Annotated in this window: 13 protein-coding genes and 2 pseudogenes; 11 read left to right on the top strand and 4 right to left on the bottom strand. The window is 42.3% G+C overall.

Translation table 11 applies throughout. The features are described 5' to 3' along the window. The 5 genes from C1E99_RS10340 to C1E99_RS10320 form a co-directional block, all read left to right on the top strand. A partial coding sequence (locus tag C1E99_RS10340; protein ID WP_153060188.1) for an IS30 family transposase occupies window positions 1–395 on the top strand: 395 nt, incomplete at its 5' end. 126 nt (window positions 396–521) lie between these two features. After that, on the top strand, window positions 522–1,856 hold the full coding sequence (locus C1E99_RS10335; RefSeq protein WP_105207497.1) for a hemolysin family protein: 1,335 nt from the start codon (window positions 522–524) through the stop codon (window positions 1,854–1,856). 102 nt (window positions 1,857–1,958) lie between these two features. Beyond that, window positions 1,959–2,546 carry a dihydrofolate reductase family protein gene (locus tag C1E99_RS10330; RefSeq protein ID WP_105207496.1) on the top strand — a complete coding sequence of 196 codons (588 nt, stop codon included), beginning with the start codon at window positions 1,959–1,961 and terminating at the stop codon, window positions 2,544–2,546. 65 nt (window positions 2,547–2,611) lie between these two features. Beyond that, window positions 2,612–3,403, top strand: coding sequence for a pyruvate formate-lyase-activating protein (gene pflA, locus C1E99_RS10325; RefSeq protein WP_105107055.1), 792 nt, complete (start codon window positions 2,612–2,614; stop codon window positions 3,401–3,403). A 23-nt stretch (window positions 3,404–3,426) separates the two neighbouring features. Then, entirely contained in the window at window positions 3,427–4,569 is a 1,143-nt protein-coding gene (locus C1E99_RS10320) for a glycoside hydrolase family 3 protein (protein ID WP_105207495.1), read from the top strand. Between the two features lie 38 nt (window positions 4,570–4,607). On the opposite strand, the gene C1E99_RS10315 is transcribed toward C1E99_RS10320, so the two are convergent. Further along, on the bottom strand, window positions 4,608–5,450 hold the full coding sequence (locus C1E99_RS10315) for a VOC family protein (protein WP_105207494.1): 843 nt from the start codon (window positions 5,448–5,450) through the stop codon (window positions 4,608–4,610). A gap of 237 nt (window positions 5,451–5,687) precedes the next feature. Further along, a pseudogene (locus C1E99_RS10310) lies at window positions 5,688–6,226 on the bottom strand (NADPH-dependent FMN reductase). 206 nt (window positions 6,227–6,432) lie between these two features. Here C1E99_RS10310 and C1E99_RS10305 point away from each other — a divergent pair. Continuing rightward, window positions 6,433–6,777: a winged helix-turn-helix transcriptional regulator gene (locus C1E99_RS10305; RefSeq protein ID WP_105207493.1), complete on the top strand. Its 345-nt coding sequence runs from the start codon at window positions 6,433–6,435 to the stop codon at window positions 6,775–6,777. Window positions 6,778–6,805: 28 nt separating this feature from the next. Here C1E99_RS10305 and C1E99_RS10300 read toward each other — a convergent pair whose 3' ends face one another. Next, entirely contained in the window at window positions 6,806–8,503 is a 1,698-nt protein-coding gene (locus C1E99_RS10300; RefSeq protein ID WP_105207492.1) for a M3 family oligoendopeptidase, read from the bottom strand. Window positions 8,504–8,640: 137 nt separating this feature from the next. On the opposite strand from C1E99_RS10300, the gene C1E99_RS10295 reads away from it, so the two are divergent. The 3 genes and pseudogenes from C1E99_RS10295 (at window position 8,641) to nmlR (ending at window position 10,590) form a co-directional block, all read left to right on the top strand. Then, window positions 8,641–9,576 carry a manganese-dependent inorganic pyrophosphatase gene (locus C1E99_RS10295; protein ID WP_105207491.1) on the top strand — a complete coding sequence of 312 codons (936 nt, stop codon included), beginning with the start codon at window positions 8,641–8,643 and terminating at the stop codon, window positions 9,574–9,576. Window positions 9,577–9,617: 41 nt separating this feature from the next. After that, complete coding sequence (locus C1E99_RS10290; RefSeq protein WP_105207490.1) at window positions 9,618–10,082, top strand: phage tail protein; 465 nt, start codon at window positions 9,618–9,620, stop codon at window positions 10,080–10,082. A gap of 97 nt (window positions 10,083–10,179) precedes the next feature. Next, window positions 10,180–10,590 (top strand): annotated as a pseudogene (nmlR, locus tag C1E99_RS10285) (stress response transcriptional regulator NmlR). Between the two features lie 21 nt (window positions 10,591–10,611). On the opposite strand, the gene C1E99_RS10280 reads toward nmlR, so the two are convergent. Further along, on the bottom strand, window positions 10,612–10,917 hold the full coding sequence (locus C1E99_RS10280) for a DUF3270 domain-containing protein (protein ID WP_105107061.1): 306 nt from the start codon (window positions 10,915–10,917) through the stop codon (window positions 10,612–10,614). Window positions 10,918–11,076: 159 nt separating this feature from the next. Here C1E99_RS10280 and C1E99_RS10275 point away from each other — a divergent pair, with 159 nt between their 5' ends. Next, window positions 11,077–12,006, top strand: a complete 930-nt coding sequence (locus C1E99_RS10275) for a peptidase U32 family protein (protein ID WP_105207498.1) — start codon at window positions 11,077–11,079, stop codon at window positions 12,004–12,006. 246 nt (window positions 12,007–12,252) lie between these two features. Beyond that, the gene (locus tag C1E99_RS10270) at window positions 12,253–13,539 is read left to right on the top strand and encodes a peptidase U32 family protein (RefSeq protein ID WP_105147000.1); all 1,287 of its coding nucleotides are present in this window, start codon (window positions 12,253–12,255) and stop codon (window positions 13,537–13,539) included. Window positions 13,540–13,658 lie beyond the last annotated feature (119 nt).

Here is a 13,658-nt window from a genome sequence, read left to right as displayed (position 1 = left end):
TGCCCAAAAATCAGTGTCTTTTAGTCTTAACCGACCGACGAAGTAGACACCAAATCATAAGATTAATTCCAAATAAAACTGCTGAATCTGTCAATCAGGCACTTAGGTTACTAATAGCTGAGTATCATATTTTATCAATAACTGCAGATAATGGTTCGGAATTTAGTCGATTGGTTGAAGTGTTTCCTGAGGAACATATCTACTATGCACATCCCTACTCTTCATGGGAAAGAGGTTCAAATGAAAACCATAATCGATTGATTCGGAGATGGTTACCTAAAGGAACCAAGAAAACGACTCCGAAAGAAGTCGCTCTTATCGAAAATTGGATTAATAACTACCCAAAAAAATGCTTGGACTACAAGTCGCCAAGTGAATTTCTTTTGGGTGGCTAACTTCAACTTGAAATTTGGGTTTTCAATTTAAAAATGCATATCACAAAGTTTTCGGTATTCCTTCTACCATAAAACGTAAAATATGGTATAATAGAGCTATTATATCATTTTTTATAGGAGAATATCATGGAAGACCCTGGTAGTCAGACCATTCATTTACAAATATTATTACTGTTACTTTTGACCTTACTGAACGCATTCTTTTCAGCTTCAGAAATGGCCCTCGTTTCCCTCAATCGTTCTCGAGTGGAACAAAAGGCAGCTGAGGGGGAGAAGAAGTATATTCGCTTAATTCAAGTTTTAGAAAATCCCAATAATTTTCTTTCAACCATTCAGGTAGGGATTACCTTTATTTCCATCCTCTCTGGTGCTAGCTTGGCCAATGATTTGGGAGCTGTTTTTGCCAAATGGATGGGAAACTCAACAACTGCTCAAACAGCAGGTTATTGGCTGGCCTTGGCCATGCTGACATTTGTTTCGATTGTTTTGGGTGAGTTGTATCCTAAGCGAATCGCCATGAATATGAAGGAAAATTTGGCGGTGGTCACTGCACCTGTGATTATTTTCCTAGGAAAAATTGTTAGCCCATTTGTTTGGCTCTTGTCAGCCGCTACCAATCTGATTAGTCGCATTACCCCAATGAATTTTGATGATGCGGATGAGCAGATGACAAGGGACGAAATTGAATATATCTTGACCAAAAGTGAGCAGACCTTGGATGCGGAAGAAATCGAAATGCTTCAGGGAGTATTTTCACTGGATGAGCTGATGGCGCGTGAGGTCATGGTTCCCCGTACAGATGCTTTCATGGTGGATATCGAAGAAGATACAGAAACCATCATGGCTGCCATTTTGAAACAGAATTTTTCACGTATCCCAGTTTACGATGGGGATAAGGACAACATCATCGGTCTGATTCACACCAAGAAAATCTTGTCAGAAGCCTTTACGAATGGTTTTGATAATCTCAACATTCGTCGTATCATGCAGGAGCCACTTTTTGTTCCAGAAACGATTTTTGTGGATGATTTGTTGACATCTTTGCGAAACACCCAAAATCAAATGGCTATCCTGCTAGATGAGTATGGTGGAGTTGCTGGTCTTGTTACCTTGGAAGATTTGTTGGAAGAAATTGTCGGTGAAATTGATGATGAGACGGACAAGACAGAAATTTTTGTCCGTGAAATCGCGGAAAATACCTATATTGTTCAAGGGAATATGACCTTAAATGACTTCAATGAACATTTTGATACAGAGCTAGAGAGTGATGACGTGGATACCATCGCAGGCTATTATCTAACTGGAGTTGGTACTATACCGAGTCAAGATGAAAAGGTAACATACGAAGTGGATAGCAAGGACCAACACTTAGTGCTTACTAATGACAAGGTGAAAAATGGTCGCGTGACAAAATTGAAACTGCTGATTACACAAATTGAGAAGGAAGAAACAGAAGAATAAAATCGAGCCAGTTGCTATTGAGCAGCTGGTTTTTGAATTGTCTTGTTTTACAGGGGTATTAAAATATAGTATAATCACCTTTTGAATGAAATGAGGGAAATCATGAGAAATTTAGTAGTATTTTTGCATATGTCACTTGATGGAATTGTTGAAGGGCCAAATGGGGCCATGGATATTGGATTTGTCCATTATAACCATGAATTAGAAGATTTTGCTAATCAGGTGACAGCGACAGCAGATACCATTTTGTGGGGAAGTGCTACCTATGAAATGATGTACCATTATTGGCCGAGTATGTTGGACAATCCGGAAGCTAGTGAACATGAGCGCAATCATGCAGCTTGGGTAAATTCTGTTGAAAAACTAGTCTGTTCGACTAGACTTTCGGAAGTTACTTGGAGCAATACTAGTTTGATTACTGAGAATTTGATGGAACGACTTCAAGCTGAAAAGTCAAAAGACGAAGGTGATATTCTTGTTTTGGGTAGTCCAAGGCTAGCACAAGCACTCTTGAAAGAGGGCTTGGTTGATCAGCTAAAAGTGACAGTTTCGCCGGTCATTGTTGGTGAAGGCTTGAATTTATTTGATGGATTAGCGAGTGGTTTGGAATTGTTGGAATCCAAACAAATGCAGTCAGGAGTCTTGGGCTTGACTTATCGACTTGTCAAAGATGAAAAGTCCATCATTTAAAAAGCAAATGATAGAAGCGTTTTCAATTTTGTGATATACTATACCTATAAAGTGAAGAGGTTGAGATGATGACAGAAATTGATTACCGAAAAGTTACAGGCTTGGTTCATTCTACGGAAAGTTTTGGATCAGTAGACGGTCCAGGCGTTCGTTTTGTTGTTTTTATGCAAGGCTGTCATATGCGTTGCCAATATTGCCATAATCCAGATACCTGGGATTTGGTTAATCCTGCAGCGACAGAGCGTACAGCTGAAGATGTTTTGAATGAAGCCATGCGTTTCCGAATGTTTTGGGGCAAGGAAGGTGGCATAACCGTTTCAGGTGGGGAAGCGACTATTCAGATTGATTTTTTGATTGCCCTCTTTACCTTGGCCAAAGAAAGAGGCATCCATACAACCTTGGATACCTGTGCGCTTACCTTCCGCTCGACCGAGCGGTATTTGGAAAAATACAATCGCCTCATGGAAGTGACAGATTTAGTGCTTTTGGATATTAAGGAAATCAATCCAGACCAGCACCGAATTGTCACGGGTCATAGTAATAAAACCATTTTAGAATGTGCCCGTTACCTATCGGATATTGGTAAGCCAGTTTGGATTCGTCATGTCTTGGTACCTGGATTAACAGACCGAGATGACGATTTAGTAGAATTGGGGAAATTTGTCAAAACATTGAACAATGTTGAGCGTTTTGAAGTACTTCCTTATCACAACCTTGGCGAATTTAAGTGGCGTGAGCTGGGCAGACCTTACCCGTTAGAGGGAACCAAGCCACCAACAAAGGCTCGCGTTGAAAATGCAAAAGCCTTGATGGAAACAGAGTCTTATCAGGATTATTTAAATCGCATCAAGGGATAGGTAAAATTGTTATTAGGAGAAATATGAGAAAAAATTTAGGTAGATTTGGGTCGCTTTTAGTTGTACTCTTGTATTTAGGCTTGCTTTTAACCTTTTTTCTGGGTAAAAAAGAAGATACAGTAGTAGAACATACTGTAGCAACTTCAGAGTCAAGCACTGAAGTTTCTGACAAGGAAAAGGTAGTTAATCAATATCTTAGTCAAATGACCTTAGAAGAAAAGGTCGGACAGATGATCTTTGCTCGGATGCCATCTGCAGGACAAACTGAGGCATTGGAAACCTATCATTTTGGGGGCTATATCTTATTTGCAAGTGATTTTGAAGGTAAGACACTGGAGCAGGTTAAAGAAGAGATTGCTTCTTATCAATCGCTTTCAAAAGTGCCGCTATTAATGGCTTCAGATGAGGAAGGTGGGACGGTGACGCGCATTAGTCAACTTCTGGAAACACCTTTTGCATCGCCTTTGGGATTGTACCAAGCTGGCGGCATTGAGGCGATTTTGTCGGATGCCAAGCAGAAGACCAGTCTTTTAAAGGAAGAGGGAATCTACGCAGGCTTCTTCCCTGTTGCAGATTTATCCACCGATCCATCCTCTTTTATCTACGATAGGACCATTGGGCAGGATGCAACGATCACCTCAGATTACATCTCTCAATTGGTTACAGTATTGAAAGAGGAACAATTCGCTTCGACCCTGAAGCACTTCCCGGGTTATGGAGACAATGCTGACTCGCATACGGATTTGGTCTATGATAACCGCAGTTTAGAAGAATTACGGGCCAATGATTTTCTTCCCTTTAAAGCTGGTATTGAGGCAGGTGCAGACTCTATCATGGTTAGCCACAATATTGTACCTGCCATTGATGATGTCCCATCATCCATTTCACCTGAAATCAATAAAATCCTTCGGAATGAGCTTGGTTTTGAAGGTGTCATTATGACGGATGATTTTGATATGCAAGGCTTGGTCCAATTTGTAGATCAAGATACAGGTGCCTTGCAGACCATTCAAGCTGGGACAGATATGATATTGTCTTCAAGTTATGCCAGTCAAATTCCTTATATTATCGAACAAGTAAAGGCTGGAACTATTACAGAGGAGCGAATTGACCAATCCGTCAAACGGATTTTGGGAATGAAATACGATCTTGGCTTAATCAAATAAACAAAGAAAAGGAAGTGCTAGATACTTCCTTTTTTGTATTATTCTAATACAAGCTTAGTTTTTATGCCATCCACATCAACAAAAGCTGCGCTATTGTCTAGTCTTTGAAGGTTTAGGTTTGCAGCAATAGCACGATTCAAGGTTGCTTCAAAAGCTTCTGGATTGGAATAGATGACCGTATAGTAGGCAAGTCCTGGCATGCCTTCTTGTCTGGTTTTCAGATTTTTTCCTCCCCATTCATTGACAGCTAGGTGGTGATGATAGCCGCCAGAAGCTAACCAGGATGCAGATGGAACGGTGAAATTATCTCTGACAGCTAGAACTTCTTGGTAAAATTTGCTAGAAGCAGCGCTTTCTCGGACAGATAGATGGACATGGCCCATGCGACTACCAGCAGGCATCTGATAGGCTGCGTCAGCTTTTTTCCCTAAAGCATAAATCATTTCAGCATCCATAGGCTCAGTTTTTCCAATAATTCGACCGTCAGCTCGAACATCCCATGCATCTTGTGGCAGGTCACGGTAAACTTCGATGCCATTGCCTTCGGTGTCGGCTAGGTAAATGGCTTCGCTGTAACCGTGGTCGCTGGCGCCTTGGAGGGGAATCTTATTGTCGATAAAGTGACGGAAAATGGTGCCCAAGTCTTCACGGCTTGGTAGGACAATGGCCAAGTGGTAGAGGCCGTAGCTGTGGCTGACTTCGCCTTTCTGCTCTGTTTGAATCAGGCGGACAAGGATGTTTTTTCCAACGCCTAGGTCAATCTGGTGAGGGCTTTTGGAGAGGACTTGGAGACCTAAGACTTGTTGGTAGAAGAGGCTTTGAAGCTCCAAATCGCGGACATTAAGGGCGACATGGCCCAGTTTAAATTGGGAATTGTACATAGGAATACCTGACTTTCTAATTTGGCTTGAATAAATTCATAAGGTAAATAAATGATTGTATAATCATTATAACACATACAAACTATTTTACAAGTACGTAATTTATGGATAGTCACTATCTTAAGGTGAAGTTTTGTATCATATCAAGGAAGAATTCGATTGATTTTAAAAAAAACTAGAACCGAAGTTCTAGTTAGTGTTGGTTATTCAATCTTAATTTTGTAAAGAAAGTTTGTGTTAAGCTTCCAACAATGCTTTTGCTTGTGCTTGCAAACCAGCAATAGCTTCCTCTACAATACCAACTGTCCAGTTCCCCAGGCTTCTGGGTTGACAGTTGTACCTGTAAACTCACCTACAACTTGCATACGAACAAATGGTAGTAGTGCATGATAACTAGCGAACATTTGGTCATGACCAGCGCTGGCAACAGATGATACGGTAACGATTTTGTCTTGAAGGGCAGATGGACCACGAGTATCTGACAAGTCAAGGGCACGGCTGAGCCAGTCAATCAAGTTTTTCACAGTACCTGGGATAGCAAAGTTGTAAACGGGTGAGAAAATCCAGATGGCATCTGCTGCCATAATGGCATCGCGTGCAGCTTGGACTGTTGGCAAGACAGGTGTCTCAAGGTCTTGGTTCATCAATGGGACATCTTTGTAATCAAGGTAGCTTACAGTAGCTTGACCTTCTTAAATGCTTTCTGCTTGTTTAGCCATTTGGTGGTTAAATGAACCTTCACGCAATGAACCGACGATAAATAGAATGTTTTTCATTTGTTTTTCTTCCTTCTTTGTAAAGATTTTTTTGAAAGTTGAGATAAGAGACATATGTCCTCCTCTTAAGAAAATTCTTTCCTACTTTCGTAGTTTATGGTATTATTGTAGCAGGTATAAAAAGTAAATACAAGTACGTTTTTTTTGTAAAGTCACTATCTATTTGTGAAGTAATGCGTCGTATCAAGAAAAAAGAAAGGGTAAATATGCCAACATTTACATCTCATACTGTTCCAGAGTGCCCTTATGTGGCTACTCAAAGTGTATTATCAGGGAAATGGAGTATGTTATTGCTCCATCATATCGAAGAAGGACCGATTCGGTTTAATGAATTGCATCGTCGATTAACAGGGATTTCCCAAGCAACCTTGACCAAGCAACTCCGACAATTAGAAGAATATGGATTGATTACGCGTAAAGTCTATGCACAAGTTCCGCCAAAGGTCGAGTATGAACTAAGTGAGATTGGGCAGGAATTTAAGTTGGTCTTGGAGCAAATCGAAACATTTGGGGAAAAATACATCAACTTTGTCAAATCAAAAAAAATCTGAATGAGCTGTTCATTCAGATTTTTGCGTTTTAGAGTTCGTCATCCTTAACTGCATTTAACCAATCGGCTGCAGCTTTGGCGGTACTTTCGAGGGCACCTTCTTTGAATGGTGATTGGAGGTTTGCGGCTTCAACCACTTGCAAGAAGGACTTGGTGCCGCCCAAATCACAGATGCGGATGTAGTCTTCCCAAGCATTTTCATCGTGATCTACCTGCGTACGTTTCCAGAATTGAAGGGCACAAACTTGGGCCAAGGTATAGTCGATGTAGTAGAATGGACTAGCAAAGATATGACCTTGACGATACCAGAAGATACCGCGGTTGAGGGCTTCTGACTCGGAATAGTCACGGTCTGGCAAGTAGAGATCTTGGAGTTTTTTCCAAGTTGCATTACGTTCTGCAGGCGTCATTTCTGGATGTTCATAGACTTCGTGCTGGAAGTGATCCACCAAGACACCGTAAGGCAAGAAGAGTAGGGCGCTTGCCAAGTGGGTGAATTTGTACTTATCCACTTGTTCCTTGAAGAAACGGTCCATCCAAGGCCAAGTCATAAATTCCATAGACATGGAGTGGATTTCACAGGTTTCATAGGTTGGCCAGACAACTTCTGGACTTTGAATCCAACGGGAACGATAGACTTGGAAGGCGTGACCTGCTTCGTGGGTCAAAACATCAATATCGCCGCTGGTTCCGTTGAAGTTAGAGAAGATGAATGGGCTCTTGAAGTCAGGGATATAGGTGCAGTAGCCACCGCTGTTTTTGCCTGGTTTTGCCACCAAGTCCAAGAGTTCATGCTCAATCATGAAGTCGAAGAACTCGCCTGTTTCTGTGGACAATTCACGGTACATGTCTTGGGCCTGGCTGACGATAAAATCTGGGTCACCTTGTGGGACTGCATTTCCGTCTAAGAACTCAAGATTGAGGTCGTAGTGTTTCAGGCTTGGCACCTGCAAGCGTTTGGCTTGGCGTTGACGCAGATTTTGCACAATCGGTACGATATGTTTGAGGATTTCTTCACGGTACACCTTGACCATGTCACGATTGTAGTCGAAACGGTTCATCTTGAGGTAGCCGTATTCCACATAGTCCTTGAAGCCGAGTTTGTGGGCAATTTCCGTGCGGACCTTGACCAATTCATCGTAAACACGGTCAAAATCAGCTTCCTTGCTTTCAAAGAAGGCAGTTGTGGCAGCAGATGCAGTCTTGCGGACTTCGCGGTCAGTTGATTGACCGAATGGGCCCATTTGTGCCAAGTTGTAAGTCTGACCTTGGAAATCAATTTCTGCACCAGCAATCAATTTGCTGTACTCATCGGTCAATTCATTTTCCTTTTGGAACAAGGGAATCACATCAGATGAGAAGGTCTTGAGCTTGTTCTCTGCCTGCATGAAGAAGGTTTGAGGCAAGATGTCTGACAACTCTTCCTTGTAAGGCGTCTGGACAATGACACGGTAGTAGTTGGTGGTCAATTCTTCAAAGAGTGGCGAATATTCATTCCAAAACTTAGTTTCTTCATTGTAGAACTCATCGTTCATGTCGATAGTATGGCGGATCATCCAGAGGTTGTACTGGGTATCGACCAAGTTTAGTAATTTGGTAACGGCTGCCACAAGTGTACGAGTTGTTTCCAAGTCACTTGCCTGAGCCAACTGGTCTGTCAGGTCAGAAAATTGAGCCTTGATAGCTTCATAATCTGGACGGACATAGGTATAGTCTGAAAATTTCATATGGTTCTCCTTTTGTATTGCTACCTTCTATCTTACTCTTTTTGAAACCGTTTGGCAAATCCCGACCCGTCCATGTTCACAAGTCTTTCTATTTATGGTAAAATGTAGGAGATTATTAGAAAAATGAGGTTGTAAACATGTCTAAATTTTTAGTTTTTGGTCACCAAAATCCTGATACAGATGCCATTGCATCATCATACGGTTGGGCTCACTTGGAGCGCGAGGTGTTTGGTCGTGATGCGGAAGCAGTTGCACTTGGAACGCCAAATGAAGAAACAGCGTTTGCACTTGACTATTTTGGTGTTACTGCACCGCGCGTGGTTGAGTCTGCTAAGGCAGAAGGTGTTAGCCAAGTCATCTTGACAGACCACAATGAATTCCAACAATCAATCGCAGACATCAAAGATGTAGAAGTGGCAGCTGTTATTGACCACCACCGTGTCGCAAACTTTGAAACAGCTAACCCGCTTTATATGCGTTTGGAGCCAGTTGGATCAGCTTCTTCTATCGTTTACCGTGCTGCCAAGGAAAATGGTGTTACCCTTCCTAAAGAAGTAGCGGGCCTTCTCTTGTCTGGCTTGATCTCAGATACCCTCTTGCTCAAATCGCCAACCACTCATGTATCTGACCCACAGGTCGCGACAGAATTGGCAGAATTGGCAGGTGTGAACTTGGAAGAATACGGCTTGGCACTCTTGAAAGCTGGTACCAACCTTGCTAGCAAGTCAGCAGAAGAATTGATTGACATCGACGCGAAAACCTTCGGTTTGAATGGCAATGATGTGCGTGTGGCCCAGGTCAACACAGTAGATATTGCGGAAGTCTTGGAGCGTCAAGCAGAGATTGAAGCAGCAATGACAGCAGCTTCTGCAGCAAATGGCTATTCTGATTTTGTCTTGATGATTACAGACATCGTCAACTCAAACTCTGAAATCCTTGCCCTTGGAAGCAACATGGACAAGGTAGAAGCAGCCTTCAACTTCAAGTTGGAAAACAACCACGCCTTCCTTGCTGGTGCCGTTTCCCGTAAGAAACAAGTGGTGCCACAATTGACAGAAGCGTTTAATGCTTAAAACCTAGCACCTTCGGGTGCTTTTTTACTAAAGGAGTGACTATGTACTACACAGTTAATTTCAAAGAAGTCGAGACGACGGGATTGGAAACTAGCCCTGTCGCAGATGTATTGGCCGGTCTGCGTGCCAACGAGGCCCGCTATTTCTGGAACAAGTACAAGCAAGAATATGTAGTCTATACCCCAGAGGAGAAGCCTGAAATTCTGCCTTTCATCGAGAAGGTCTTGGCGGAGCGGGATATGGTTTTCACCTACACACCGCTCAACGTCGCCCAGCTGGAAGTGGATGGCATTCTCTGGTCCTTTGTCTTTTATGACAATGGCTTGGCGGTCAATGTCCTCTATACGCTAGAAGAAGGAGGCAAACGAGCAGTCGGATTCAAATTGTCAGACGGAATTGACATTCCCAAAGAATTTGAAGGCAAATTCAAGTTTGCCCGCCAACGCTCCAAATTAGCTGGGGAAATCCGTGGCACCTTCTTTGTTGTCAAGGGAGAATATTTGTAAGCAAGAATCTGGGATTTCTCAGATTTTTTATATAATGACTTGACCTGGAGTGGACTTCAAGGTGTATAATAAGCGAAAACAAAGAAAGGATCCTGGAATGAATATCAAAGAAGTTAGTCAAGTGACGGGTCTATCAGCTGATACCATTCGTTACTATGAGCGTATTGGTCTAGTTCCCAAAATTGAAAGAAAATCTTCTGGAGTAAGAGACTTTTCGGAAAATGATGTCGCCATTTTGGAATTTATTCGCTGTTTTAGGGGTGCTGGTATGTCTATTGAGCGCTTGATTGAGTACATGGGCTAGGTGCAGGCTGGAGATAATACTGTGAAGGCTCGGATTGTTCTACTAAAAGAAGAGCAGGAAGAACTACGGTCCCGATTAGTAGAAATTCAGAAAGCTTTAGACCATTTGGATTATAAAATTGAAAACTATCAAACCATTCTGAAAGGAAAAGAAAGTAAATTGTTTGATGAGGGAAGAAGAATAAGCAAAAAGAGCGAGGAGTAATCCGTCGCTCTTTGTTTTATTTTATTTGCGTGTTTGTCTCGGTTTAAATTTCTTTTTAAGTCCAATCTGAACCAATCGAAGCCCGATAAATCCTGTTGCACTTGCTAAAAGCATAGCAGGAAAAACTGGGACACCTAATGCAAGATAGATGTAACTTGAAATGACTGTAATCAAACTAAATAATACCAGATTTACAAAAAATAAAAGTTCTTGAACACGAGCTTTTTGTATATCTTCAAATTGAAAAGATTGAAAACGATTTTTTTTCTCTTTCGGGATAGTCTCTTCGTACTGATTTTCATGGGACTGATAGTTACGTAATACCATATAGTCTCCTTTTCTGCTCCTTAAAGCATAACATAACAATTATAAAATAACATGTCAATTATATTACAATAAGGTTACATTGAAAAATTAAAAAAGTCTGAACATTAAAATACTGGCATCGCCTTACCATACAAAAAACTTTGTGATATAATGAACTTTATGGGAAAAATTATCATTACAGCAACAGCTGAAAGTATTGAACAGGTCAAGGAATTGCTTGCTGCAGGTGTTGACCGTATTTATGTTGGAGAAGCCGACCATGCCCTTCGTATTCCGACTAATTTTACTTATGATGAACTTAGGGAAATAGCGGAGCTGGTTCACGGTGCAGGTAAGGAACTGACCGTTGCGGCCAATGCTCTCATGCATCAAGCCATGATGGACAATATCAAACCTTTTATGGACTTGATGAGAGAAATTAAAGTTGATTATCTGGTTGTCGGCGATACAGGCATTTTCTACATCAACAAGCGGGACGGCTACAATTTCAAGTTAATCTATGACACATCTGTCTTTGTAACCTCCAGTCGCCAGATTAACTTCTGGAAAGACCACGGGGCAGTGGAGGCTGTTTTAGCACGGGAAATTCCATCGGAAGAACTCTTTGACATTGCTAAAAACTTGGAAATCCCTGCTGAAATCTTGGTTTACGGTGCTTCAGTTATCCATCACTCTAAGCGGACCTTGTTGCAAAATTATTACAATTTTACCAGGGCTGATGAAACAGATTTGTCACGTGGACGCGGACTTTTCTTAGCAGAACCGAGTGACCCAGATAGCCACTATTCTATTTTTGAAGATAAACACGGTACCCACATCTTTATCAACAACGACATTGATATGATGACCAAGTTATCGGAGTTGGATGAGCATGGCTACCACAACTGGAAACTGGACGGTATCTATTGTCCAGGTCAGAACTTTGTTGAAATTGCCAAGCTCTTTGTTCAAGCCAGAGATTTGATTGAAAATGGGGAGTTCACCTATGATCAGGCATTTCTATTAGATGAGCAGGTCCGCAAACTCCACCCAGTTGAGCGTGGCTTGGATACAGGTTTCTACGAATTTGACCGTAATAAAGTCAAATAACTATATTTTTAGCACAATATAATTACTTTTTAATCTATATTCTATCCTGGCAGAGTTAGCTCTACCCTAAGTTTCCGAGTGAAACAACATCGTTATTCTATCCTGGCAGAGTTAGCTCTGTCACTTACTATGTAAGGTCAGAGCACGAAAACGCCTTTGGGCGATTTTCTAAACTCTGCACTAGGTTTCCACATGAAAAAGTATCGTTTTCACGTGGAAACCGTCGCAAATAGAAAGAAGTTTATTATGTCAAAAACATTAAAACGTCCCGAGGTCTTGTCACCTGCAGGGACATTGGAAAAATTGAAGGTAGCCATTGATTATGGTGCCGATGCTGTCTTTGTCGGTGGTCAGGCCTACGGTCTGCGCAGCCGAGCTGGTAACTTTACCATGGACGAGATGCGGGAGGGGATTGAATACGCCCATGCCCGCGGTGCCAAGGTCTATGTAGCTGCCAACATGGTCACCCACGAGGGAAATGAAGAAGGAGCAGGAGCTTGGTTCCGTGAACTACGAGACATGGGATTGGATGCCGTTATCGTGTCCGACCCAGCCCTCATCGTCATCTGTGCGACCGAAGCACCAGGCCTTGAAATCCACCTGTCAACTCAGGCTTCATCAACCAACTATGAAACCTTCGAGTTTTGGAAGGAATTGGGCTTGACCCGTGTCGTCTTGGCCCGCGAAGTGACCATGGAAGAAGTAGCTGAAATCCGCAAACGGACAGATGTTGAAATCGAAGCCTTTGTCCACGGAGCCATGTGTATCTCCTACTCAGGCCGCTGCGTTCTCTCCAACCACATGAGCAAACGCGATGCCAACCGCGGCGGATGCTCCCAGTCTTGCCGCTGGAAGTACAACCTCTACGACCTCCCATTTGGTGAAGAACGCCGTTCGATTAAGGGGGAAATACCAGAGGAGTTCTCCATGTCTGCGGTGGATATGTGTATGATCGACCATATTCCAGACATGATTGAAAATGGGGTCGATAGCCTAAAAATCGAAGGCCGAATGAAATCTGTCCACTACGTATCAACCGTAACCAACTGCTACAAGGCTGCGGTCGATGCCTATCTTGAAAGTCCTGAAAAATTTGAAGCTATCAAGCAAGACCTGATTGACGAAATGTGGAAGGTTGCCCAACGAGAATTGGCAACAGGTTTCTACTACAGCCCGCCGAGCGAAAACGAACAGCTCTTCGGTGCTCGCCGTAAAATTCCAGAATACAAATTCATCGCAGAAGTAGTAGCTTTTGATAAGGAAACCATGACCGCCACTATTCGCCAACGCAATGTTATCAACGAAGGCGACCAAGTGGAGTTCTACGGACCAGGTTTCCGCCACTTTGAAACGACTATCCAAGACCTTCGTGATTCAAATGGAGAAAAGATTGACCGTGCCAACAAGCCGATGGAACTCTTAACTATTAAGCTGGACCGTGAAATTTATCCTGGTGACATGATTCGTGCCTGCAAATCGGGCCTCATCAACCTCTACCAAGAAGATGGGCAATCATTAACTATTCGAGCATAAAATAAAGGCTCTTTGTCAACTGTAGTGGGTAGATGAAAAGCTAACACCTAGAGAGGACGAAATTCGTTCTCTCTTTTTCAATATTCAAAGCGATGTAAATCTTAGTTTTAAAGTTCTTA

Origin of the sequence: Streptococcus suis, from assembly GCF_002964045.1 — a bacterium.
In the GTDB taxonomy this organism is placed as follows: Bacteria; Bacillota; Bacilli; order Lactobacillales; family Streptococcaceae; genus Streptococcus; species Streptococcus suis_U.
Note: the sequence above shows the minus strand (reverse complement) of the source record. Positions and strands in the feature narration are given on the sequence as shown.

Bases quoted from the DNA above. Each gene is read 5' to 3' on its own strand.
- C1E99_RS10335 (WP_105207497.1), top strand. From the start codon at position 522: ATGGAAGACCCTGGTAGTCAGACCATTCATTTACAAATATTATTACTG.
- C1E99_RS10270 (WP_105147000.1), top strand. From the start codon at position 12,253: ATGTCAAAAACATTAAAACGTCCCGAGGTCTTGTCACCTGCAGGGACA.
- C1E99_RS10280 (WP_105107061.1), bottom strand. From the start codon at position 10,917: ATGGTATTACGTAACTATCAGTCCCATGAAAATCAGTACGAAGAGACT.
- C1E99_RS10305 (WP_105207493.1), top strand. From the start codon at position 6,433: ATGCCAACATTTACATCTCATACTGTTCCAGAGTGCCCTTATGTGGCT.
- pflA (WP_105107055.1), top strand. From the start codon at position 2,612: ATGATGACAGAAATTGATTACCGAAAAGTTACAGGCTTGGTTCATTCT.
- C1E99_RS10315 (WP_105207494.1), bottom strand. From the start codon at position 5,450: ATGTACAATTCCCAATTTAAACTGGGCCATGTCGCCCTTAATGTCCGC.
- C1E99_RS10290 (WP_105207490.1), top strand. From the start codon at position 9,618: ATGTACTACACAGTTAATTTCAAAGAAGTCGAGACGACGGGATTGGAA.
- C1E99_RS10320 (WP_105207495.1), top strand. From the start codon at position 3,427: ATGAGAAAAAATTTAGGTAGATTTGGGTCGCTTTTAGTTGTACTCTTG.
- C1E99_RS10300 (WP_105207492.1), bottom strand. From the start codon at position 8,503: ATGAAATTTTCAGACTATACCTATGTCCGTCCAGATTATGAAGCTATC.
- C1E99_RS10330 (WP_105207496.1), top strand. From the start codon at position 1,959: ATGAGAAATTTAGTAGTATTTTTGCATATGTCACTTGATGGAATTGTT.
- C1E99_RS10275 (WP_105207498.1), top strand. From the start codon at position 11,077: ATGGGAAAAATTATCATTACAGCAACAGCTGAAAGTATTGAACAGGTC.
- C1E99_RS10295 (WP_105207491.1), top strand. From the start codon at position 8,641: ATGTCTAAATTTTTAGTTTTTGGTCACCAAAATCCTGATACAGATGCC.